At 70.4% G+C, this 22,002-nt stretch carries 20 protein-coding genes; 10 read left to right on the top strand and 10 right to left on the bottom strand.

Annotated elements, in window-relative coordinates; translation table 11 throughout:
* Positions 1-66 precede the first annotated feature (66 nt).
* Genes I6A60_RS30505 through I6A60_RS30495 form a run of 3 tightly spaced genes read right to left on the bottom strand, consistent with a single transcriptional unit; the run spans position 67 to position 2,241 of the window.
* Positions 67-537: a nitroreductase family deazaflavin-dependent oxidoreductase gene (locus tag I6A60_RS30505; protein ID WP_203019737.1), complete on the bottom strand. Its 471-nt coding sequence runs from the start codon at positions 535-537 to the stop codon at positions 67-69.
* Positions 534-737 carry a ferredoxin gene (locus I6A60_RS30500; RefSeq protein WP_203019739.1) on the bottom strand — a complete coding sequence of 68 codons (204 nt, stop codon included), beginning with the start codon at positions 735-737 and terminating at the stop codon, positions 534-536. The genes I6A60_RS30505 and I6A60_RS30500 overlap by 4 nt, the downstream gene beginning before the upstream one ends.
* A gap of 16 nt (positions 738-753) precedes the next feature.
* A complete protein-coding gene (locus I6A60_RS30495) occupies positions 754-2,241 on the bottom strand; it encodes an aldehyde dehydrogenase family protein (RefSeq protein WP_203019740.1) in 1,488 nt (495 codons plus the stop codon).
* A 161-nt stretch (positions 2,242-2,402) separates the two neighbouring features.
* Here I6A60_RS30495 and I6A60_RS30490 point away from each other — a divergent pair, with 161 nt between their 5' ends.
* Both I6A60_RS30490 and I6A60_RS30485 read left to right on the top strand, forming a co-directional pair.
* The gene (locus I6A60_RS30490; protein WP_203019742.1) at positions 2,403-3,068 is read left to right on the top strand and encodes a TetR/AcrR family transcriptional regulator; all 666 of its coding nucleotides are present in this window, start codon (positions 2,403-2,405) and stop codon (positions 3,066-3,068) included.
* 80 nt (positions 3,069-3,148) lie between these two features.
* Positions 3,149-3,946 (top strand): SGNH/GDSL hydrolase family protein, encoded by a 798-nt coding sequence (locus I6A60_RS30485; protein ID WP_203019744.1) that lies wholly within the window; start codon positions 3,149-3,151, stop codon positions 3,944-3,946.
* Positions 3,947-3,987: 41 nt separating this feature from the next.
* Here I6A60_RS30485 and I6A60_RS30480 read toward each other — a convergent pair whose 3' ends face one another.
* Positions 3,988-4,902 carry a LysR family transcriptional regulator gene (locus I6A60_RS30480; RefSeq protein ID WP_203019746.1) on the bottom strand — a complete coding sequence of 305 codons (915 nt, stop codon included), beginning with the start codon at positions 4,900-4,902 and terminating at the stop codon, positions 3,988-3,990.
* Between the two features lie 192 nt (positions 4,903-5,094).
* On the opposite strand from I6A60_RS30480, the gene I6A60_RS30475 reads away from it, so the two are divergent.
* The 3 genes from I6A60_RS30475 (at position 5,095) to I6A60_RS30465 (ending at position 9,272) form a co-directional block, all read left to right on the top strand.
* Positions 5,095-6,339 (top strand): ABC transporter substrate-binding protein, encoded by a 1,245-nt coding sequence (locus tag I6A60_RS30475; RefSeq protein ID WP_203019748.1) that lies wholly within the window; start codon positions 5,095-5,097, stop codon positions 6,337-6,339.
* A gap of 373 nt (positions 6,340-6,712) precedes the next feature.
* The gene (locus I6A60_RS30470; protein ID WP_203019750.1) at positions 6,713-8,275 is read left to right on the top strand and encodes a carboxylesterase/lipase family protein; all 1,563 of its coding nucleotides are present in this window, start codon (positions 6,713-6,715) and stop codon (positions 8,273-8,275) included.
* Positions 8,276-8,726: 451 nt separating this feature from the next.
* Positions 8,727-9,272 carry a CchlQ gene (locus I6A60_RS30465; RefSeq protein ID WP_203019752.1) on the top strand — a complete coding sequence of 182 codons (546 nt, stop codon included), beginning with the start codon at positions 8,727-8,729 and terminating at the stop codon, positions 9,270-9,272.
* 195 nt (positions 9,273-9,467) lie between these two features.
* Here the strand turns inward: I6A60_RS30465 and I6A60_RS30460 are convergent, their stop codons facing one another.
* Positions 9,468-11,555 (bottom strand): WD40 repeat domain-containing protein, encoded by a 2,088-nt coding sequence (locus tag I6A60_RS30460; protein WP_203019754.1) that lies wholly within the window; start codon positions 11,553-11,555, stop codon positions 9,468-9,470.
* 321 nt (positions 11,556-11,876) lie between these two features.
* Between I6A60_RS30460 and I6A60_RS30455 the strand changes: the two genes are divergently transcribed.
* Positions 11,877-12,320 (top strand): group II truncated hemoglobin, encoded by a 444-nt coding sequence (locus I6A60_RS30455; RefSeq protein ID WP_203019757.1) that lies wholly within the window; start codon positions 11,877-11,879, stop codon positions 12,318-12,320.
* 169 nt (positions 12,321-12,489) lie between these two features.
* Here I6A60_RS30455 and I6A60_RS30450 read toward each other — a convergent pair whose 3' ends face one another.
* The 3 genes from I6A60_RS30450 to I6A60_RS30440 all read right to left on the bottom strand — a co-directional run bounded on the left by I6A60_RS30450 (position 12,490) and on the right by I6A60_RS30440 (position 15,174).
* Complete coding sequence (locus tag I6A60_RS30450; protein WP_203019768.1) at positions 12,490-13,554, bottom strand: phosphotransferase; 1,065 nt, start codon at positions 13,552-13,554, stop codon at positions 12,490-12,492.
* 151 nt (positions 13,555-13,705) lie between these two features.
* On the bottom strand, positions 13,706-14,311 hold the full coding sequence (locus I6A60_RS30445; protein ID WP_203019770.1) for a TetR/AcrR family transcriptional regulator: 606 nt from the start codon (positions 14,309-14,311) through the stop codon (positions 13,706-13,708).
* Between the two features lie 47 nt (positions 14,312-14,358).
* Positions 14,359-15,174 carry a helix-turn-helix transcriptional regulator gene (locus tag I6A60_RS30440; RefSeq protein WP_203019772.1) on the bottom strand — a complete coding sequence of 272 codons (816 nt, stop codon included), beginning with the start codon at positions 15,172-15,174 and terminating at the stop codon, positions 14,359-14,361.
* A gap of 88 nt (positions 15,175-15,262) precedes the next feature.
* Between I6A60_RS30440 and I6A60_RS30435 the strand changes: the two genes are divergently transcribed.
* Positions 15,263-16,147, top strand: a complete 885-nt coding sequence (locus tag I6A60_RS30435) for an NmrA/HSCARG family protein (protein ID WP_203019774.1) — start codon at positions 15,263-15,265, stop codon at positions 16,145-16,147.
* 20 nt (positions 16,148-16,167) lie between these two features.
* Here the strand turns inward: I6A60_RS30435 and I6A60_RS30430 are convergent, their stop codons facing one another.
* Both I6A60_RS30430 and I6A60_RS30425 read right to left on the bottom strand, forming a co-directional pair.
* Positions 16,168-17,145 (bottom strand): alpha/beta fold hydrolase, encoded by a 978-nt coding sequence (locus I6A60_RS30430; protein ID WP_203019776.1) that lies wholly within the window; start codon positions 17,143-17,145, stop codon positions 16,168-16,170.
* Between the two features lie 123 nt (positions 17,146-17,268).
* Positions 17,269-18,117 (bottom strand): FadR/GntR family transcriptional regulator, encoded by an 849-nt coding sequence (locus I6A60_RS30425; RefSeq protein WP_203019779.1) that lies wholly within the window; start codon positions 18,115-18,117, stop codon positions 17,269-17,271.
* Between the two features lie 151 nt (positions 18,118-18,268).
* Between I6A60_RS30425 and I6A60_RS30420 the strand changes: the two genes are divergently transcribed.
* The 3 genes from I6A60_RS30420 to I6A60_RS30410 all read left to right on the top strand — a co-directional run bounded on the left by I6A60_RS30420 (position 18,269) and on the right by I6A60_RS30410 (position 21,899).
* On the top strand, positions 18,269-19,150 hold the full coding sequence (locus I6A60_RS30420) for an alpha/beta fold hydrolase (protein ID WP_203019782.1): 882 nt from the start codon (positions 18,269-18,271) through the stop codon (positions 19,148-19,150).
* 187 nt (positions 19,151-19,337) lie between these two features.
* Entirely contained in the window at positions 19,338-20,501 is a 1,164-nt protein-coding gene (locus I6A60_RS30415) for an amidohydrolase family protein (protein WP_203019784.1), read from the top strand.
* Between the two features lie 111 nt (positions 20,502-20,612).
* A complete protein-coding gene (locus I6A60_RS30410; RefSeq protein WP_203019787.1) occupies positions 20,613-21,899 on the top strand; it encodes a cytochrome P450 in 1,287 nt (428 codons plus the stop codon).
* Positions 21,900-22,002: the final 103 nt, after the last annotated feature.

Genomic DNA, 22,002 nt, shown 5'->3' with positions numbered 1-22,002 from the left:
CCTGTCGTGTCCGGGAACGGCTTCGGCCCGGGTCTGCGAGTTCCGTGTTCGGTTCGGCGGCGGGCATCAGGCGCGTTCCAGGACGACCACGGGAATCCGCCGGGTCGTCCGCTTCGTGTACTCGTCGTAGTTCGGCCAGCGCGCCGCCATCAGCGTCCAGAGCCGGTCGCGCTCCTCGCCCTCGGCGGTACGCGCCCGCGCGGTGAACCGGTCCGCCGCCACCTGCACCTCTACCTCGGGCTGGGCGAGCAGGTTGTGGTACCAGCCGGGGTGGTTCGGCGACCCGCCCTGGGAGGCGATCACCAGGTAGTCGTCGCCGTCGCGGCCGTAGATGAGCGGGTTCACCCGCCGCTGGCCCGTCCGCCGGCCGACCGTCCACAGCAGCAGGCAGGTGACGCCGTTCCAGGCGTGCCCGACGGCGCCGTCCGTCTGGAGATAGCGCTCGACGTGCCCGTCGCCGAAAAGCGCCAGGTCGGGGGCGGTATATCCCGCGGCGCCGGCTTCGCTGGCGCTGGTGGTCGTGTCGTTGCCGGTCATCCCGTCTCCTTGCGTCTGAGCGCTCCCGACGGGCAGGAGTCGATGGCGGCGGCGACGGCGGTGTCCGGGTCGCCGTCGGCCAGCAGGACGACCTTCAGGTCGTCGTCGAGATCGAAGGTTCCCGGCGCGTGGAAGGCGCAGGAGCCTGATCCCAGGCACGACTCCCGGTCGACCGAGAAGGCCAGGCCTGATTTCTCCATGTCCCCGTTCCGATCGTCAGCGGGCGCCGGCCAGAACGACGTGCTTGAGCTCCTGGTACTCCCGGAAACCCGCGACGCCGCGCTCGCGGCCGATCCCGCTCTGCTTCACACCGCCCATTGGCGTGTAGGCGCTGGCAGCGCCTCGGTTGATCTGGACCGTGCCGGTACGGATCCGGTCCGAGAGACTCAGGCCGAGCTTCAGGTCGGCGGTGTAGACGCCGGCCGCCAGGCCGTACTCCGAGTCGTTCGTGATCTCGACGGCCTGGTCGAGGTCGTCGTAGCCCTGGATGGTGACGACGGGACCGAAGACCTCGTGCTGGGCGAGCGGGTTGCGGTTGTCCTCGACCCGCACGACCGTCGGGGCGACGTAGTAGCCGACCGGAAGACGCGCCGGCCGCTCACCGCCGGCGACCAGCGTCCCGCCCGCCTCGACGCCGGCCGCGACGAGCCGTTCGACGCGGTCGCGCTGCGCGGCGGAGATGACCGGCCCCACCGCGGTCTCCGGGTCACGCGGATTGCCCACCCGCAGCGACCGCGCGACGGCCCCGGCCCGCTCGACGCATTCGTCGAGGCGTTCGCGCGGCACCAGCACCCGCGTCTGCAGCGCACAGCCCTGACCCGCCTGCGACCCGAAGACCGTGGCGACGCCGGCTTCGAGGGCACCCGGGTCGAGCGCGTCGGGAAGATAGAGCTGCACCGACTTGCCGCCCAGTTCGAGAAGCAGGCGCTTCACCGTCGGCGCGGCCTGGGCAGCGATGCGCCGGCCGACCTCTGTCGACCCGGTGAAGGAGACGCAGTCGACCCGGCGGTCGCTGGTGAGCAGCTCGGCGCCGGTCGAACCGGCCTCGACGACGACGTTGAGCACGCCCGGCGGCAGCCCGGCCTCCTGGGCGGCGGCACCGAGCGCCAGCGCGGTCAGGGGCGTGAGCGGGCTCGGCCGCAGGATGACCGAGCAGCCGGCGGCGAGCGCCGAGAAGACCTTCCACACGCCCGTCTGCAGGGGGAAGTTGTACGGCGTGATGGCGGCGACGACGCCGCACGGCTCGTACCGCCGCACGCTCATGACCACATCGCGGCCGGCCGGGTCGAACGACTCCGCGAGTGGGACCTCGTTGTGCTCCCACTCGGGCAGCGTGGCGAACAGCTCCGGCAGCTGGCGGGCCTGGTCGAGGGACATGTCGACCTGGGCCCACTGCGCGACGAGCTGGGTCGCGCCGGTCTCCCGGATCACCGTCTCGATCAGCTCCGCGCGGCGTGCCGCGAGCACCTGCGCCATCCGGGCGAGGGTGGCCACCCGCTCGTGGACCGGCTGGCGGCTCCACGGGCCCCGGTCGAACGCGCGCCGGGCCGCCTCGATCGCCGCGTCGACCTGCGCGGGCGACGCGGTGGGCACGGTCGTGAAGATCTCCTCGGTCGCGGGGTCCTCGACCCCGAGCGGCTCGGATTCTCCGTCGACGGCCCGTCCGTCGATATACAGCTGCGTGAAACTGAGGGTGTCAGCCACTGACGGACTCCGGTCCCTGAACGTGTATCCGACGCGAAGACGAGGGCTCGCGGACCCGCTCACCGTTGCTAGTCAGACGACTATAGCCATGTGACTAGACCCACGCAAGCGCCTGGTCAGGCTGAGCGCCCGGCGCGGGCGGACCGGCCTAGGATCCAGGAGTGGCAGTTCGCGGCAACACCTCAGAGCCCTCGGGTACGCCGCCCGCCGCGGATGCCGCCGAGCGGCGGCCTCGCGGGCGCCAGGAGGTGCGGGAGGCGCTGCTGGAGGCGGCTCAGCGCCTGATCGCCGAGCAGGGCCCGGCCAATGTGCGGCTGCGCGAGGTCGCGGACGCGGCCCGGGTGAACTTCGGCCTCGTCTATCAGTACCTCGGCACCAAGGAAGACCTTCTGCACGAGGTCTACCAGCGTGTCGCCGCCCGCTCCGCGGGCCGTTTCGAGCACGTCGAGGCACTCACCGACGTCGTCGACATCTTTCTGACGATCGCGGACGACAGCATTGGTCGCATCATGGGCTGGGTCGCGCTGGAGGGCGGCTATTCGGCGGATGTCTTCGGGCCGTCGCCCGCGCTCAGCCAGGTCGCGGGAATCGTCGCCCGCGACGCTCGCGCGCACGGCAACGAGGTGCCGGACGAGGAGGCGCGGGTCTTCGCCGCCTTCCTGCAGCTGGTGGCGCTCGGCTGGCGGCTGTTTCGCCCCATCGGCCTGTCCATCGCGGACGTCGACGCGACCGCGGTCGACGCCGACGCGCTCGTCACCAAATGGCTGCACCTGCTGGCCGACACGGTCGTGCGCGGCGAGCAGGACGCCAAGGGGTCCCCCGCCTGACCTCGTCGGAATCATGCAGGCGTGCATGGGAGCGCCGCCTGGCCGCGCGTCTGTCGACCGCGAGTTGGCAGTATCGGCCCATGGCTGCGCCGAAGATCATCGCCGCGCTCGGGAGCTCCTACGCCGCGGGCCCCGGCATCGAGCCGGTGGAGGACGCCGCCGCGATGCGGTCGGCCCGCAACTACGCGCACCTGTGCGCGGAACAGCTCGGCGCGCGGCTCGTGGACCTCACCGTTTCGGGCGCGACCACCGAGACCATCCTGCGCAGCCCGCAGACGACGATGCGAGGTGCCCGGTTCGCGCCGCAGATCGACGGCCTCCCCGCCGACGCTGACCTCGTCACGGTCACGGCCGGCGGCAACGACCTGCGGTTCGTGGGCTCGGTGCTGGCCGCCGCGTGGCGCAGCCACGACCCGGACGGCGTGATGGTGCGGATGCTGGACGAGATGCTGGGCGCCACCGGCATCCCGGACCCGACGGACGCCGAGGTGGAGCAGGTCGCGGACGGTCTGGCCGGCATCGTGGACGAGGCGCGCCGACGCGCCCCGCGCAGCCGCGTGATCCTCGTGGACTATCTGACCAGCCTCGGGGACGACACTCGGCCGGGCGTCGACGTGCCTTTCTCGGCCGAGGAACTGACGGCGTTGCTGCGCGTGCAGGCGGCGCTGCGGGAGGCCCACGAGCGGGCCGCGAAGCGCGCCGGCGCCGAGCTGCTGGCGGCCTCCGTGCTCAGCGAGGGGCACGAGCTGGGCGGCACCGCCCAGGACCCGTGGGTCTTCAGCTTCGTGCCGGAGGTCGAACGCACCGGGGCTTCGTTTCATCCGAACCTGGCGGGAATGACCGCGATCGCCGACGCTCTGACCGAGCTGCTCGCCTGAGCCGGCTGGCGGGCTCGCCGTCCGGCTGGCCGCGCCAGGCGTCAGAGGTCGATGTCCGCCCATCCTGGATAGCGCTCGTTGAGCTCGCGGGCGTGGTCGACGAAGGACCGGGTGAGCGGCCGGTCGTCCGCGGCGCGCCAGGCGAGGCCGAACTCCCGGCGTGCTCCGGCCTCCGCCAGCGGCAGGTTCACCGTGCGCGGGTGCGCCGCGGAGTCGGCGGGCACGAGGGCCAGCCCGAGCCCGGCTGACACGTAGTTCGCGATCGTGCGCAGGTCGTCGGCCTCCATCGTGATCCGCGGCGTCAGGTCGGCGGCCGCCCACAGCGCGTCGGTGACCTGCCGGGTGTGGAAGCGGTGGTCGAGGGACAGGAAGGCCTCGTCGGCCACCTCCCGCAGCCCGACGGTGCTCCGGCCGGCCAGTCGATGCGTGGCGGGCACCATCAGCACGATCGCCTGGTCGCCCAGGTGGAGCCAGCCGAACCGCCCGGGCGGGTGGGGAGCGGTCACCGCGAGGTCGATCTGGCGTGCGTCTATGCCGTCGAGCACCGCCGCGGTGGAGGCCTCCAGGTGCGCGATCAGGACACCCGGATGCTCCCGCAGGAACGACGAGACGAGCTCGCCCACCACCGGCGGGCCGAGCGATCGCAGGAACGCGATCGTGAGCGTGGGCGCGGGTGCCTCGCCGCGGGCCCGGCGCACGGCGGTCTCCATCAGGCGGAAGGCCTCGCCAGCTGCGGCGGTCAGCAGGCCGCCTTCCGGGGTGAGCCGGATGCCGCGGCCGTGCGGTTCGACCAGGCGCACGCCGAGCGCGTCCTCCCAGCGCCGAACCGCGCGGCTGAGTGTGGGCTGGCTCGTGGCTGACCGGGCCGCCGCCCGCGTGATGGAGCGCTCCACGCCGAGCGCGGCGAGCTGGGCGAGTTCCGGCACGAGCGCGGCGGCGGCTGTCTTCTCATTCATCGCTGCATGAATCTAGTCGGCCCGGGCTCGCTACCGACGCGTCGACTAGTGCATAACGAACGCAACGCAGCATGCGCTATGTGGTGAGGGCCGAGTCCGCCTGGAGAGCCGAGTCCGCCTGGCGAGCGAGCGACGGCCGCCGAGAGCCGGTCGTGGACCTCAGCTGGTGACGACGAGAGTGAGGCGGAATAGATGTTTTCCGGACGGAAGGCGCTGACGGCGGCGGTCGCCGTGGCGGCAGCCGCGCTGACGGCCGCTGGGTGTGGAAGCTCGTCGGGGAGCCCGACGACTCCAGCCGGCGGCTCGAGCTCCGCCAGCCAGAAGCTGACAATCGGGGTGTTAGTCGATGACACCGGCGCGGCCGCGTCGACGAACAAGTCCGCGATCAATGGGATAAAGGCCGGTATTCAGTACGCGGCCCGTAACGGCTACACCATCAAATACGTGCTGGCCGACACCCAGACCTCCCCGACGACGGCACTGAGCGCCGCGCAGAAACTCGTCACCCAGGATCACGTGACAGCGGTCATCGCCCAGTCGGCGTTGACGTTCATCGCCGCGCCCTACCTCGCGGCGCACAACGTTCCCGTGATCGGCTCCGGGTCGGACGGGCCGGAGTGGTCGACGACTCTGAGCATGTTCCCGGTCCTCGGCGCGCTGCACCAGACGAAGGTGGCCACCACCGTCGGACAGTTCTTCAAGGCGCGCGGCGTCACCACGGTGGGAACGATCGGTTACGGCGCCTCGCCGCAGTCCGCCGCCGGCGCCAAGTCCTCGGCGGCGTCGGCCCAGGCGGCCGGGCTGAAGGTCGGCTACGTCAACGCCCAGTTCCCGCTGGGCAGCACCGACGTCGGTCCCGTCTCGCTCGCGATGAAGGACGCCGGCGTCAACGGCGTGACCTCGGCGACCGCGCCCAACACCTCCTTCGCCCTGATCACGGCGCTGCGGCAGCAGGGCGTCGACCTCAAGGCCGCGCTGCTCCCGGTCGGCTACGGTGGCGACCTCCTCGGCGCCGGGCCGGGCGCGACGGCCGCGGCCCAGAACGTCTACTTCTCGTTGGCGTACGAGCCGGTCGAGATGCAGAGCGCGGCCACGAAGCAGTTCGTCTCGGATCTGGGCGCGACCGGGACGACCGGTGCCCCGACCTACGCGGAGTACAACGGCTATGCCTCGATCGGCCTGCTCGTCCGAGGCCTCAAGGACGCCGGCGGCGCCCCCAGCTCCGCGACCCTGATCACCGCCCTTTCCAAGGTCCACGACTGGGGAGCCCTCGGCCTGCTCGGCGGCCGTAAGATCGACATCAACGACCGCGAGAACATCATCGCCGGCGTCGACAACTGTGTCTGGATCACGCAGTTCGAGGGCAGCACCTTCCGACTGGTCGCGGGCGCCGACCCGGTCTGCGGGGCAGAGGTAAAGGGCGTCGCGGTCTCCTGACCGGCGCCTTCTCCTGACCGGTGCTTCTCCTTACCAGCACCGCCTCCTTGCCGGCGACGTCTCCGAACAGAGCCGTGCCTGACGGACGCGAACGCGACGGCGTCCGTCAGGCCCGCTCCGAGATGGCCCGGCGGCAGGTCATCTCCCCGGAAGGCAAAACAGATCCCCCCGAAGAAAGGGGCCCAGCGGACCGGATCGTTCCATGGCCCATTACCACCCGAACGAACGTCTGCCCTGAGAGGAAGGCGTGGTGTTACCGAGGCTGGCTGGTAGTACAGGAGATCGGATGGCGGCGTGGTCAAGGCGAGGAGCCCGAGGCTTTGGCGGCCGTCGGGGTTCGCTGGTTGCCGCCGCCGTCGGCGGAGCGGTCGCGGTGAGCGTGGTGCTGGCGGTGTCGCAGGCGGAGGCGGGGGCCGGGGACGCCACGCTCACGGCGTCCCGATTAGCCAGCGGGCCCTCCGAGGTCCGTATCTCGGACGGCGTGCTGCAGGGTGCCGTGCACGACGAGGGTCGGCTGTTCGCCGGCATCCCCTATGCGGCGCCGCCGGTCGGAGCGCTGCGCTGGACCATGCCGCGGCCGGAGACGCCCTGGACCGGCGTGCGAGCGGCGACGACGCGGGGCCAGATCTGCGCGCAGACCGCCACCCCGGGCATTGGCGGGCCGAGCAGCACCTCCGAGGACTGCCTGACGCTGAACGTCAACACCCCGCCCGTACAGCCTCGATCCGCCCACCTGCCGGTGATGGTCTGGATCCACGGCGGCTCGTTCGTCTCCGGCGCGGGCTCGCAGTACGACCCCGAGGTGATCGCGCGGCGCGGCAACGTCATCGTCGTCACGATCAACTACCGTCTCGGGGCCTTCGGCTGGCTCGCCAGTCCCGCGCTCGACGCCGAGAGCCGAGGCGGCGCGTCCGGCGACTACGGCCTGGGTGACCAGCAGGCCGCGCTGCGCTGGGTGCAGAGCAACATCGCGTCGTTCGGTGGCAACCCGCACAACGTGACGATCTTCGGCGAGTCGGCGGGCGGGTCCTCGGTCTGCGCCCAGCTGGCCTCGCCGAGCGCCGCCGGCCTCTTCCAGCGGGCGATCGCCGAGAGCGGCTGCAGCATAGGAGCCGTGGCACAGCCGAAGGCGGCGGCCGCGGGCAGCGCGTTGGCCCAGAAGCTGGGCTGCACGGACACCGCCACCCAGCTCGCCTGTCTGCGCGGCAGGAGTGCGGCCGACGTGCTGGCGGCCAGCAGCGCCTCGATGCCAACGCTCGCGACGGGCACCCGGATCCTGCCGACGGACGTCGAGACGGCGTTCCAGAGCGGGAAATACCACCGGGTGCCGCTGATCAACGGCACCAACCACGACGAGGGCACGCTGCTGCTGCTTCTCGCCCTGGGTACCTTCCGGCCGACCGAGCCGCAATACGAAGGTCTCGTGGCGCAGCAATATGGCGCCAGCTCGCAAAAGGTGCTGGCGGCGTACCCGGCGTCGAAGTACTCCTCGCCCACACTCGCGTTGGCCGCGGTCGTCACCGACTCCGACTTCACCTGCCCGGCGCTGCGGGCCGACGCCGCGCTGTCCCGCTCGACGCTCGTGTACGGGTACGAGTTCAACGACCCGAGCCCGCCCGTCCTTCTGCAGTCGGACTTCCCGCTCGGCGCCTACCACGGGTCGGAGCTCGCGTACGTTTTCCAGCGGACGCCGGTACAGGGCGGTGCGCCGCGGTTCACGCCCGCGCAGCTGGCTCTGTCGAACCAGATCATCGACTACTGGACGCACTTCGCCCGGTACGGAGTGCCGGACACAACGGGGCAGCCGCGCTGGCCGGCGGCGGTCAGCCGGCAGGTGCAGTCGCTCGACCCGGCCGGGACCAGGCCGGTGAGCATCTCCTCGGTGGTCAACGACCACCACTGTTCGCTCTGGGACTCGTTGCCTCCGACGTCCTGATGCCGTCCCGCTCGCGACGCGCGGCGCTGCTGGCTGTGCCGCCCGTCGCGAGTCGGCCAGGCGCAGCGACATGGATTCGACGTCATCGAAACGGGCCTGCCGTACGAATATTCACGCTAGCGAATCGATCGCGGACGAGTCCAGAACCCTGTCGCCGCTAGCCTTCTAATAGCGGCAGCGCGGGCGACGATCGCGCTGGATCGCGACCATCCGGCGCACCCGGACATTGATTTCCTGCCGCTTGATGAACTGCCGTGTTCGGTAGCCGGGGCCGGTCCGCGAGATCTTCCGGGTAGCCACCGCGCTGGCGTCGGCCCGCTACGGGCAGCTTGGGCTTCACGGGCCGGGGCGAGTCCGTCGTGTCTGACGTTGGGAGGTTTGCCACCACACAAGATGGATGCGTGGCTGGCGTCGATCGTTCTATCTTGGGTGCTCGCAGGGAAGGAGCGAGGTGGACTGGGGCACACTGGTCGCGACCGCCACCGGTGCGGTCATCGCGATCGCCGGCACCGTCCTGGCCGATCGTCTGCGTGTCCGGCATGACGACGACCGAGGCCACCTGTTACGGCGGCGAGATGCCTACATCGCGTTCATCGTGGCTGTGGGTGTCTGCCACACCCAGCTGCGCCAGATCGCCCAGGGAAACGCGGGCAGCGGTGACCCCGACGCGGCGTCGCGGGCGGTGCTGGCCGACGCGGGCATCTACGACGTGCGCGAGCGGCTGTTCATCGACGCCACCGCGCCGGTCGCCGCCGCCGGCCAGGCCATGTTCGAGCGGCTGCGCGCGTTGCGGCAGGTGGTCGCCACCGGAGCTGGCCTGTCGTCGGCGACCTTCCACGACGCCTACCACCCTTATCTCGATGCTGTCTGGCGCTACCGGGCGGCAGTTCGCGCCGAGTTGGAGACCACCGCCCTGTCGCCTACGATCTTCGGCTGGGACAGTTGGGACGGCAACGACCGCTGCCAGCTCTGCCGACCGGCCGCGAGCGGCGCCTGACCAGGGGCCGGTAAATATTCGAACACGGCGGCGATGCCTCGCGCGGAGAACGGCAGGCCGTTACGTGAGACGGTCGGAAAGCTGGCCGAACGGGCAGGGCTCGACCTCGCGGCCTTCCCAGCGCCTGCTGGTCAGCGTCGCATCCCCTTTCCCCGCCGTGGGAAGAGCAGCGGAAACCAGCCGGCATTGGCCTGCCTAACGCAGTGTCCAGAGCGAGACCCTGTCGTCCGTGCTGCCGGCGGCGAGGGTGTGGCCGTCAGGGGAGAACGCCACGGAGTTCACGCCACTTCGGGTGAGGGCTGGGCCGAGGGGTGTGGGGCTTGCCGGGTTGGTGACGTTCCAGAGTGAGACCTTGAAGGACAGGAAGCTGCTGGCGGCGAGGGTGCGGCCGTCCGGGGAGAACACCACCCCGTTCAGATCCAGGTCGGGGCCGGTGAGGGGCTGGCCGAGGGCGGTGGGGCGGGCCGGATCGGTTACGTTCCACAACCAGACCTTGTTGTCGGCGCTGCTGGCGGCAAGGGTGTGGCCGTCCGGCGAGAACGCCACCGAGTTCACGCCGCTGTGGGGGCCTGTGACGGGTTGGTCGAGGGGTGTGGGGCGGGCCGGGTTGGTGACGTCCCACAGCCAGACCTTGTCGTCGCCGCTGCCGGCGGCGAGCGTGTGGCCGTCGGGGGAGAACGCCACCGAGTTCACGGTCGGAGCGTAGGAAGGCACGTGGAACGAAATGGGGCGGGCGGGGTCGGTCACGTTCCAGAGCCAGACGCTGTCGCCTGAACCCGCGGCGAGCCTCTGGCCGTCCGGCGAGAACGCCACCGAGCGCACCTGACCAGTCGGGCCGGTGAGGGGTTGGCTTAGGGGTGTGGGGCTGGCCGGGTTGGTGACATTCCACAGGCCGACCGTGTCCTGCGAGCCGGCGGCGAGGGTGCGGCCGTCCGGGGAGAACGCCACCGAGAACACCACTCCGTTGGGGACGGTGAGGGGTTGGCCGAGGAGTGCGGGGCTTGCGGGGTTGGTGACGTTCCACAGCCAGACCGTGCCGTCCGCGCTGCCGCCGGCGAGGGTATGGCCGTCCGGAGAGAACGCCACCGAGTACACGTCCTTGGTGGGGCCGGTCAGCGGTTGGCCGAGGGGGACCGGGGAGGACGCCACCGACTGCGGCGGTGCGTTCGTGGGGAGTGGCAACTGCCAGAGCCGGACGGTGGAGAGGCCGGCGGCGGCGAGGGCGCGGCCATCAGAGGAGAACGCCACCCAGGACGCTGAACCGGTGTGGCCGGCGAGTGGGTCGAGGGCAGTGGGGTCGGCTGGGTTGGTGACGTTCCACAGCCAGACCTTGTCGTCGGAGCTGCCGGCGGCGAGGGTGTCGCCGTCCGGGGAGAACGCCACCGAGGCCACGGCATCGGAGGGGCCGATCAGCGGGGTGCCGAGGGGTGTGGGGCTGGCTGGGTTGGTGACGTTCCACAGCCAGACGGCGTCGTCCGAGCCGCCGAGGGCGAGGGTGTGGCCGTTCGGGGAGAACGCCACCGAGGTCACGGCACCGGCGGGGCCGTCGAGTGGGTTGAGGGGTGTGGGGCGGGCCGGATTGGTGACGTTCCACCGCCAGACCCTGGTGTCGGCGCTGCCGGCGGCGAGGGTGCGGCCGTCCGGAGCGAACGCCACCGAGGTCACGCTGTGGACGGGGCCGGTGAGGGGTGTGCCGAGGGGCCTGGCGGGGGCAGTTCCGGTGACGTCCCAGAGCTGGACTGTGGCATCAAGGCGGCCGGCGGCGAGGGTGTGGCCGTCCGGGGAGAACGCCACCGAGGTCACGACACCGTGGGTGAGGGGTCCGAGGAGCGCGGGGTGGGCCGGGTTGGTGACGTTCCACAGCCAGAGCCCGTCGTCGGAGCCGGCGGCGAGGGTGTGGCCGTCGGGGGAGAAAGCCACCGAGTACACGGCATCGATCGGGCCGACACTGGGTTGGCCGAAGGATGTGGGGTTGGCGGGGCCGGTTAGGGGTTGGCCGAGAGGGGTCGGGCGGGCCGGGTTGGTGACGTTCCACAGCCGCACCGTGTTGTTGCCGCTGCCGGTGGCGAGAGTGTGGCCGTTCGGGGAGAACGCCACCGAGGTCACGTTGTTGGTGGCGCCGGCCGGGGAGAACTCCACCGCTTGCTCCCCTGCTGCCTTCGCGGGCGGCAGGTTCCGAAAGGCGGCCGAGGTGGTGCAGGCCGCGGTGAGGGTGACGGCGAGCGCGACCGCGGTGATCCCTCGTCGGCGGCGGAATCGGCGGCCCGACGGTATTCCGACCACAGTTCCTCCGTCACGAAGACGCGACCGTGTGGTTCCCGCCCGGAGGCGACGGAACTGGGTGGGACCGTATAACACCCGATGTGTTGATTGATATGTCTGGCCGAGCTGGTCGGTATCCGGTGGATCGGAAGGCCGGCGCCCTCACGAAGTGGCAGGGCCGTGCCGCTGTCGCGGCGATGCCCAGGCCGATCTCGTCGTAGACGTCTGCGATCAACGGGGGTACCGATGGTGCTCGCCGGACCCGCGCCGTCGCGCGCGATGGCGGGTGAAGGCGCTCTATGATCGTCGTACGGGGTTCGCGGCACTGCCCGGAGGCGTCCTGTGACAGAGTCGTTGTACGAGCACGCGGGCGGCGACGAGGGCCTGCACCGGCTCGAGGAGCTGTTCTACGCGAAGGCACTGGCCGACCCGGTGCTGCGGACACTGTTCACCGAGCGGGTGCCGAACCACGTCGACCACCTGACGTGGTTCACCGCGGAGTCGTTCGGCGGCCCGGACCGTTTCACCAGGCAACTTGGCTTCCAGTACCTCATCGACGTGCACCGCGGCCTGAAGATCAGTGACGAGCAACGGGAAAGGTTCGTCACCGCATATCTCGAGGCGCTGGACGAGGCCGGGATGCCAGACGACGCGCCGTTCCGGCAGGCGTTCCGCGAGCATGTCGAATTCGGCGCCCACGTCGCGCAGCAGAACTCCCACGCCGTCACCGATGCCGATCTGCACCCCATCCGTGAGGTGCCGGCCTGGAACTGGCCGAACGACTGACAGCGACGACCAAAGCGGGCCGGAGGCGCCCGACTAGCGCGTGTCGCCCATCCCAGTGATCGCCGTTTCGGCCCTCCGGTGGTCGTAACCGTGGCTGTTTCATAGCCACCAGAGGGCGCAAACGGCGATCAAGGCGGCGGCCCGCCGCCTTTGACCGACGGGCACCGCACTAGGAGAGGTGGTTGACCGCGTCGGCGGTGTCGAGGTCGACGTAGGCGGCGGCGTAGCGCTGGGCCAGCGGGATGGAGACCTCGGGGCGCTGCCAGGTGTCGGCGGACGCGGTTGCCAGCCAGATGGCGAGGCCATGGGCGGCCGAGGCCCGGTAGCGCAGCCAGATGTCGTCACGGGTCGGCCGTTCGTCGGCCGGAAGCTGGAGGGCCTGGTGGTACTCGTCGATGAGGTCGGCCTCGTGGGTGCGGCGGTCCTCGGCCGTCAACGCGCTTTGGAGGAAGTAACCCAGGTCGATGACGTGGTTGCCTCGGCGCAGTACCTGCCAGTCGAGGAATCCGGCCTGGTTCCCTGGAAGCGTGTAGGTGTTGCCGATGTGGGCGTCGCCATGGAGCAACGTCTGGGGTCCGGCGGTGAGCGTGCCGATGTAGCGCGACCACACCTGTTCGATCTCGGCGGCGGTGAGAGACCTGATCTCGGCGGGGACGGTGTCGGCGACCCGCCGCAGGCCCGCCTCGATGCCTCTCATGCCCTTCCACGCGATGAAGGGCGCGACCCAGTCCAGGTCCATGGGATCGGAACGGTGGTCCCAGAAGGCGCTGTGTAAGTGGGCGAGGCTGCGGACGCCGTCGGCGGCCTGCTCGGGAGTCATCGGCGTCGTCGCGTCCCGCGGTTGCGCACCGCGCAGGGTGATGTCCTCCATGACCAGGATGAAGTTGAGCGTCGGTTCGTCCATGGCCGCGTGGTAGACGGCGGGGTGCTCGATCGGTAGCGACACGGTGCCGCCGAACAGCCGTGCCTCGTTGAAGACCCCGCCGGTCAGCGCGTTGAGCTCGGCATGGGCCGGGTCGGCTGCCTTCACGAACACGGCGGGCGGGCCGCCGTCGCCGGTGTAGGACAGGGCGAAGCGGGCCCGCCGGTTGGTGCCGTCGTCACGCGTCGCGAGGTCCACCGAGCGCACCTTTACGCCGGGAAAGGCGGGCGTGAGCGCGGCGGTCATCCACTCCGCGGTGATCCCGTCCCAGTCCGGAGGTATCCCAAGATCCGGGGTGGGCGCGTTGTCCATGGTCTGTCCCCTCGGACGCGGAAGGCGATCACCGTTGACGCCGCGGCAGCGACGAGGCGATCTCGGAGAAGCCGGGCGGCGCCGTGGACGGTCACCGCACCCCATTCATGTCAGCGGGGACACTGACATGAATAGATCTGGCTGTCCAGCTTTAGCTCCGCGGACCGCGGTCCTCACGGATCGCGTCACGCAGGACGCGGATGACCCAGGTGATCGCGGCAATGGCGTCCTGCGGCTGCATGCCCCACTCCGTCACCAGCTGCTCGAACGAGACCACGCTCCAGAGCACGTCGAGCATCGCCGCCGCCGCCCGCACCTCGGGCTCGGCCCAGGCGGTCGAGGCGGCGACCGCGCGCAGCAGCGCCTCCCGTTGCCGCTCCCGCGCGGCGACCACCGTCGGGTCACGTTGCTGCCGTTCCTTCACCGGGAACGACGCGACGTACTCGAGGACCCTGGCCGTGAACCCTTCCACCGTGTCCAGCGTCATCGCGTCAAGGTCGACATCCACGTCCTCGGCAGTGCGTGCCAGCACGGCATCCCGTAGCGCACGCTCGGTCGGGAAGTGCCGGTAGACCGTGCGCTCGGTCACCTCGGCCCGATGCGCGACGGCGGGAACGGTCAGCGGCTGCCAGTTCCAGATCGGATAGCGGTGGAGCAGTTCCACACCGGCGGCGAGAATGCGCTCCCGTGTCTCAGCGGCGCCTTCGCGCCGCCGGCTGCTGTCGTAGGCGCGCCGCGGCCGACCGGAGTCAGTCATGGCGCGAGGCTACGGCCCCAGACTCCCTGGCTGCCGCGTGCCACCCGTCAGGCGTCGGCCAGTGAGGTGGCGCGGCGGAGGTCCTCGGGGGTCGCCGGGACCTGCATGACCAGCAGGAGGTCCGGGTATTCGACGGGCCTTAGCTGATAGACGTCCAGGGCGATCCGCCCGGCGGCCGGGTGGTCGACCAGAATGGTCGCCGGCCTGAAGTCGCGGATCGGATAGCCGCTCCACCACCGGCCGAACTCCGGGCTTTCCTTGGTCAGCGCGTCGACCAACTCCACGAACCGGGGGTCGCCCGGGCTTCGCCCCACGGCCGCGCGGAACTGGCTCAGCACAGCGCGCGCGGCCGCCTCCCAGGACGGCATCCGGGCGCGGTTCTCCTCATCGGTGAACATCATCCACAGCAGGTTGCGCCGGTCGTCCGGCATGGCGGCGGGGTCGTGCCTGATCCGAACGTAGGGCGCGTTCCAGGCGATGAAGTCGAAATAGCGGTCGAACATGACGGACGCGTTCGGCGCGGTCGAGTCGACGAGGCGCTGGACCCTGGGCTCGATGGCGTCGATCGCGGTCCGCGCGGGCGGCACCGGCAGGCCGGCCAGGACGCGCAGGTGGCGGTGCTGGTCGGCGTCGAGGCGCAGCGCGCGGGCCAGCGCGTCCACGACCTGCGCGGAGGCCGCGATCGGGCGGCCCTGCTCCAGCCAGGTGTACCAGGTGATCGAGAGCCCGGCCAGCTCGGCGACCTCCTCGCGGCGCAGACCGGGGGTCCGGCGGTGGCCGAGGCCGTCGGGCAGGCCGACGTCCGCGGGCCGCAGGCTCGCCCGCCGCGCGCGCAGGAAGGCGGCCAGTTCGGCGCGGTCCATAGATCCTCGTTCCCTCACTGTCCAGGGGACCTGAGTAGCAGCATTCGCACCAGGTTGTCGGCCGTGCCCGTGGCTAGCGTGACGACCCATGGACGATCACAAGGAATCGGTACTCGTCATCGGCGCGACCGGGCAGCAGGGTGGAGCGGTAGCCCGGGCACTGCTGGCCCGCGGGCGCACGGTGCACGCGTTGGTCCGTGACCCCGACCGAGCCGGCGCGCGGGAGCTTCAGGCGGCGGGAGCGCGGCTCGTCACCGGGGATCTGGACGACCTGGCCTCGATACGCGCGGCGTTGAGCGGCGTCGGCCGCGTCTTCCTGATGCTGACCAGCGTGACCTCGGGAACGGTGAGCCTGGCCAACGTCGAGGCCGAGGTGCGGCGCGGAACGGCAGTCGCCGATCTCGCGGCGGAGGCCGGCGTCGCGCACCTCGTGTACAGCTCGGTCGCCGGCGCCGACCAGAACACGGGAATCCCTCACCTGGAGAGCAAGGGGCTTATCGAAACGCACATCCGAAAGCTGGGTCTGCCCGCGACCGTGCTTCGGCCCGTCTTCTTCATGGAGAACTTCACGACCGTCACCCGACCCGTGCTGGCCGACGGCGGGCTGATCGTCGCGCTGGCCCTGCGCCCGACCAGCCAGCTGCCGCTGATCTCGATCCCCGACATCGGCGAGTTCGCGGCCCTGGCGTTCGAGCAACCCGAGACGTTCGTCGGTCAGACCCTCGTGATCGCGGGTGACCGGCTGTCCGCCGCGGAGATGGCCGAACGGTTTGGCGAGGCGGCCGGGATTCCGGCGCGTTTCCACCAGACGCCGATCGAGCAACTGCGTGCCTTCGACGAGGAGGTCGCGAAGATGTTCGACTGGTTCGATTCCGGTGAGATGGAAAACCCCGACCTGCCTGCCCTGCGCGCACTGTACCCCCAGGTCAGGACGCTGGCGGAGTGGCTGCGCTCGACCGGCTGGCGCCCGTAGGACGCGTCGCCACCTGGCGGCTACAGCGTTCTCAGCCAGTCCACGAGGAGTCGGTTGACGTCGTCGGCTCGTTCTTGCTGAACCCAGTGACCGCAGCCGGGAAGAATGTGACTGCCGCGCAGGCCTGGCAGGGTGTCGGGGAAGCGGGCGATGGCCCGGCTTCCCCACAGGGTCGGGGGGTCCTTCTCCCCGCCGATGAACAGGGACGGAACCCGGATGGGCGCGCCTCTCCACGGCTGGAGGTCCCGCCAGTCCCGGTCCACGTTGCGGTAGCGGTTGAGGGCCCCCCGGAATCCGGTCCGCTCGAACTCCTCGACATAGAACTCGAGATCGTCCTCGCTGAGCCAGTCCGGGAGCCGGTCGGGAACGGGAAAGCCGTCGCGCAGCATCTTTCCGGGCGCCACGGTGCCGGCCGTGCTCTCGGCCGGCGCCGACGTGGCTCCGTCGGCCGACGACGCGACGTAGCCGCCGAGCAGCCAGGACCGCACGTCGAGCTCGATCTCCCGCTCGGCCCGTCCCGGCTCCTGGAAGTAGTTGATGTAGAACTCATGGTCCGGGCCGGCCAGCCTTCCCATCTCGGCGAAGGCCTCCGTGGGCCGCCGCCCGCCCGGGGGGCTGTACGGAACGCTGAGCAGCGCTACCGCGGTGAAGATGTCCGGCCGCAACAGGGCCGAGTGAGCGGCGATCGGCGCTCCCCAGTCGTGGCCGACGATGATCGCCGGCGAGCCCCGGCCGGCGAGCCCCTCGACCACCCCGAGGTTGTCGTTGACGTGCTGGAGCATCCCGTAGGCCTCGACCTCAAGGGGAGCGGAGGACCGCCCGTACCCTCGGACGTCGATCGCCACGGCCCGGAATCCGGCCTCGGCGACTGCCGGCAACTGGTGGCGCCACGAGTACCACGACTCGGGGAAGCCGTGGACGAAAAGGACCAGCGGGCCGGACCCTTCCTCGACGCAGTGGATTCTCGTCCCGCGGGCGTCTACGACCTGGTGCCTCACGAGCCCTGACGATAGGTCAACGACCCGCGCCGACACATCCCTTTCCAGCGTGCTTCCCAGCCCGGCTTCCAACGGACCGACCTCATCAGGGACTTTCCGCCGGACTTGTCTCCGCGCGGGCTTCTACGAGGACGCGGCGGGAGTGGCTGATCGGCCGCGGGGGCGCTGTGCGCCCGCTGTCGGCGCCGTCGCCAGGTCGATCACCGTGGACCCGTAGGTTCCGATCACTTCCTGCTGCATGTCGACGATATGTCTGCGCATCTCGCGGCTTGCCAGATCACTGTCGCCGTCGGCGATCGCCGCGACGAGACGCCGATGGGACACTATCGAGCGCTTTCTGGTCTTCAGGTTGTCGGGATGGTCCTCGGCATCGAGGACGACGCGGGCGACGCGTGACTCCTGGAAACTCCAGACGGCCTCGAGCGTGCCCGCGAGCAGCGTCATCGTCGTGTTGCCGCACAGCTCGGTGAGCCGCAGGTGGAACGCGTGCGCGGCCTCGGTGAACGCCGCGGTCGTGGCGCACGCCTCGCTCTCGTCGACGAGGCGGGTGAGCTCGTCGACGACGGCGCGTCGGTCCGGCAGCTCGGCCGCCAGCGAGGCGCAGCTCGGCTCGATCGCCAGCCGAGCGGTGGCCAGGTCCTGGTGCGTGACCTCGTTGGCCTTCAGGGTGAGGGCCAGGTGGTACGCGGCGGTGGTGACGGTCGGTCGCCGCACGACGCCGCCGCCGACCTTGCCGCGACGGATCCGCACGAGGCCCTCGGTCTCCAGGATCCGCAGCGCTTCGCGGAGGCTGGGCCGGCTCACGCGGAACTCTTCCTGCATGTCCGACTCGCGCGGGAGCTCGTCGCCCTCACCGAGCTCGCCACCGACGATCCGCCGCCGGAACTCGGCGGCGACGAGCTCCGCCACCTTCGGCACATGGACCTGCGGCGCGCGCTGATCTCCCGCTAGCTGCTGCTCGGCGTGGCCCATAGACCCCCGACTGTAGCAGCGCCGTGACCTCTTCATCCGAATCATAGAGATGTTGACGGCGCCAGTTGATCAATATATATGATTAGGTTGTTATGGTCGCCCACCCGGGCGGCGCGTCCCGTGGGCGCGCGGGCGAGGTCGGAGGAGGGGTATGCCGGATCAGGAGATCGAGATCAACGGCGGGGTCGTCGTCTACGAGTTCGTCGGTCCACCGGACGGTGAGACCGTCGTCCTCACGCCGGGAGGCCGGTTCAGCAAGGACGTCGGCGGCCTGCACGAGTTCGCCGACGCGCTGGCCGAGGGTGGCAAGCGGGTCCTGCTGTGGGACCGGCCGAACTGCGGGAAGTCCGACGTGCAGCTCTACGGGCGGTCGGAGTCCCACATGCGCGCCGAGACGCTCGGGCTGATGCTGCAGGCGCTCGGGGTGGAGCAGGTGCTCGTGGCGGGCGGTTCCGGCGGCGCCAGGGACTCGATCGTCTTCACCATGAGGTGGCCCGAGCTGGTCCGGAAGCTGGCCGTCTGGTCGATCGTCGGCGGCACCTTCAGCACGATGTCGCTCGCGCAGGTGTACGTCATCGACGAGCTGCGAACCGTCCGGGCCAAGGGCATCGAGGGCGTCCTCGAGATGTCGGGCGCCGCGGGCGGCTGGGCCGACGCCATCGCGGCGAACCCGCGCAACAGGGACCGACTGCTCGCCCTGGGCGGCGAGCAGTTCGAACGGGTCATGAACCGCTGGCTCGACGCCTTCGTGCCGAAACCCAACGAGCCCATCCCCGGGGTGAGCGACTGGGAGTTCGAGCAGATCAAGGTGCCGACTTTGATCATCCGGGGTGGCGAGAAGGACTACGACCACCCGAAGCGGACCTCGCTGGAGGTGCACGCGCTCATCGAGGGATCCCGCCTGGTCGAGCCGCCGTGGCCCGAGGACGCCTGGGAGCGCGCCGTCGCCGCGGCGCAGGCGGGCACGGGCGCCCTTTTCGATCCCTGGGTGCTGGCGGCGCCCGTACTGCTGGAGTTCTTCGACGAGAAATGACACGTCGAGCGAACCGCTCGTGGTTAATGTGGCCCGCCGCGCGAAATCGCGGCACTCGTGTTTTGGCGCGCCTGAATACCGACCATTGACCTGTCGATTGGCGCGGACCCGGCGGCGGCACGCGCATTGTGCGCGAGACCTGTATGACTATTGCGTGTGACTCGCCGAAAGATTAGCATCGGCCACCATGACGGACAACGGCCTCTTCATCGTCGACTCCGATTCCCACTGGTCCGAACCGGCTGATCTTTTCACGAAGCGCGCGCCCGCCCAGTTCCGCGACCGGGTTCCCCGGGTGGAGACGGTCGACGGACAGCAGATGTGGGTCTTCGACGGAAAACCAGCCGGTCATTACAGCGCCGGCGGCGTGATCGGCCGTGACGGCAAGAAGGAGAGCGCCAACAAGGCGTTATTCGAGTGGACGATCGACGAGATCCACGTCGGCGCCTACGACCCGAAGGTACGGCTCCAGGTTCTCGACGAGTGCGGCATCGACGCCCAGATCATCTTTCCGAGCACCATCGGGCTCGGCGGCCAGGACCTCGGGCTCTCGGACGATCCGGCCCTGACGCGGCTGTCGATCGAGATCTACAACGACGCGATGGCGGAGATCCAGAGCGAGTCGGGCAACCGGCTGCTGCCGCTGCCGCTGATGCCGGCGTGGGACATCGACCTGTGCGTCAGCGAGGCGCGGCGGGTCGCGGCGCTGGGCGCCCGCGGGATCAACATGACGTCGGACCCGCAGGACCTGGGCTCGCCCGACCTGGCGAACCGGGCCTGGGACCCGTTCTGGGAGGCCTGCAGCGAGCTGCGGCTGCCGGTGCACTTCCACATCGGCGCCAGCGTCACCGGCATGACCTTCTACGGCAAGTACCCGTGGGAGTCCCACGGCGCCAACACCAAGCTCGCGATCGGCGGCACACTGCTGTTCATCGGCAACGCGCGGGTGGTGACGAACCTGATCCTGTCGGGCATCTTCGACCGCCACCCCGACCTGCAGACGGTGTCGGTGGAAAGTGGCATCGGCTGGATCCCGTTCATCCTCGAGACGCTCGACTACGAGATGGCGGAGAACGCTCCGGAGGAGCTGGCGCAGCTGAAGAAGATGCCGTCGGACTACTTCCGCAGCAACATCTACGCCACGTTCTGGTTCGAGAACAACCGCAACAAGCTGCCCGACCTCATCGAGGCGGTCGGCGAGGACCGGATCCTGTTCGAGACCGACTTCCCGCACCCGACCTGCCTCTACCCCGGACCGCTGCAGAGCGTCGAAGCGAAGATGGCGACCCTGTCCCAGGACGCGCGCGCGAAGATCCTCGGCGAGAACGCCAGGAAGCTCTACCGGCTCTGAGCCCCAGCCAGCACGACACCTCCCTTTGCCAGCATCCTCCCGCCGGCAAAGGGAGAACCCACATGTAGGAACGCCCCGATCCTGTGCACCGCATGCTGGAAGGAAAGCGTGATGCCTGACTGGAAGACGATCGACTTCTTCAACGACGAGTCGCTCGTCGAGGACCCGTATCCGTATTTCGAGTCACTGCGGGCGGCGTGCCCGGTGCTGCCGCTGCCGCACCTCGGAGTGGTGGCGGTGTCCGGCTACGACGAGGCCACCGAGGTGTACCGCAACGTCGAGACCTTCTCGTCGTGCAACTCCTTCGCCGGCCCGTTCGCGGCGTTCCCGGTCCCGCTCGAAGGCGACGACGTCAGCGACCTCGTCGACCGCTACCGCGACCAGCTCCCGCTGAACGAGCACATGGTCACGATGGACCCGCCCGACCACACCCGAGAACGAGCACTGCTGATGCGGCTGCTCACGCCGGCGCGGCTCAAGGAGAACGAGGCGTTCATCCTGGGCCTGGCGGATCGACAGCTCGACGAGATCCTCGACCGCGGCCGGTGCGAGTTCGTCCGGGAGTACTCCCAGCCCTTCGCGATGCTCGCCGTCGCCGACGTGCTCGGGGTGCCCGAGGCCGACCACCAACGGTTCCGTGAGGGTTTCGGCCTCAGCCCCAAGCCCGCCCAGATCGGCAACGAGAAGCACGGCGACAAGGACCGGGACGCCCTCGGCTGGCTGGACGCCTGGTTCACCCAGTACATCGAGGACCGCCGCCGCGCGCCCCGCGACGACGCGCTGACCAAGATGGCGCTGGCGACCTATCCCGACGGCGCCACCCCGGACGTCGTGTCGGTCGTCCGGGCCGCGACCTTCCTGTTCGCCGCCGGCCAGGAGACGACCGCCCGGCTGCTCGCGTCGGCGTTGAAGTACCTCGCCGAGAATCCGGCGGTGCAGGACCAGCTTCGAGCCCATCCCGACGGCATTCCCGACCTGATCGAGGAGACGCTGCGCATCGAGAGCCCGGTCAAGGCCGACTTCCGGCTGGCGAGGCGCACCACGACCATCGGTGGCGTCGAGGTGGCCGCCGGAACTCCGGTCATGCTGCTGAACGGCGCCGCCAACCGCGACCCGCGCCGGTTCGAGTGCCCGGCCGAGTTCCACCCCGACCGCGACAACGTCCGCCAGCACATCGCGTTCGGCCGCGGCGTCCACTCCTGCCCCGGCGGCCCGCTCGCCCGCGTCGAGGGCCGCATCAGCCTCGAACGCATCCTCGCCCGCACCCGCGACATCCGGCTCTCCGAAGAACACCACGGCCCGGCGGACGACCGCCGCTTCAAGTACGAACCGACATGGCTGCTGCGAGGCCTCACCGAACTGCACCTGGAGTTCACCCCAACCGACCGCGGAAATTAGCCCCGCGGCCGACGACGATCGGAGCGGGGCGCCCCCCCCCGGCGCGCGGCCCCGCCCCCGGCCCCCGGGGGGGGGGGGAAGGGGGCCGCGCCCCCCCCCCCGG

Source organism: Frankia sp. AgB1.9 (assembly GCF_016786355.1).
In the GTDB taxonomy this organism is placed as follows: domain Bacteria; phylum Actinomycetota; class Actinomycetes; order Frankiales; family Frankiaceae; genus Pseudofrankia.
Note: the sequence above shows the minus strand (reverse complement) of the source record. Positions and strands in the feature narration are given on the sequence as shown.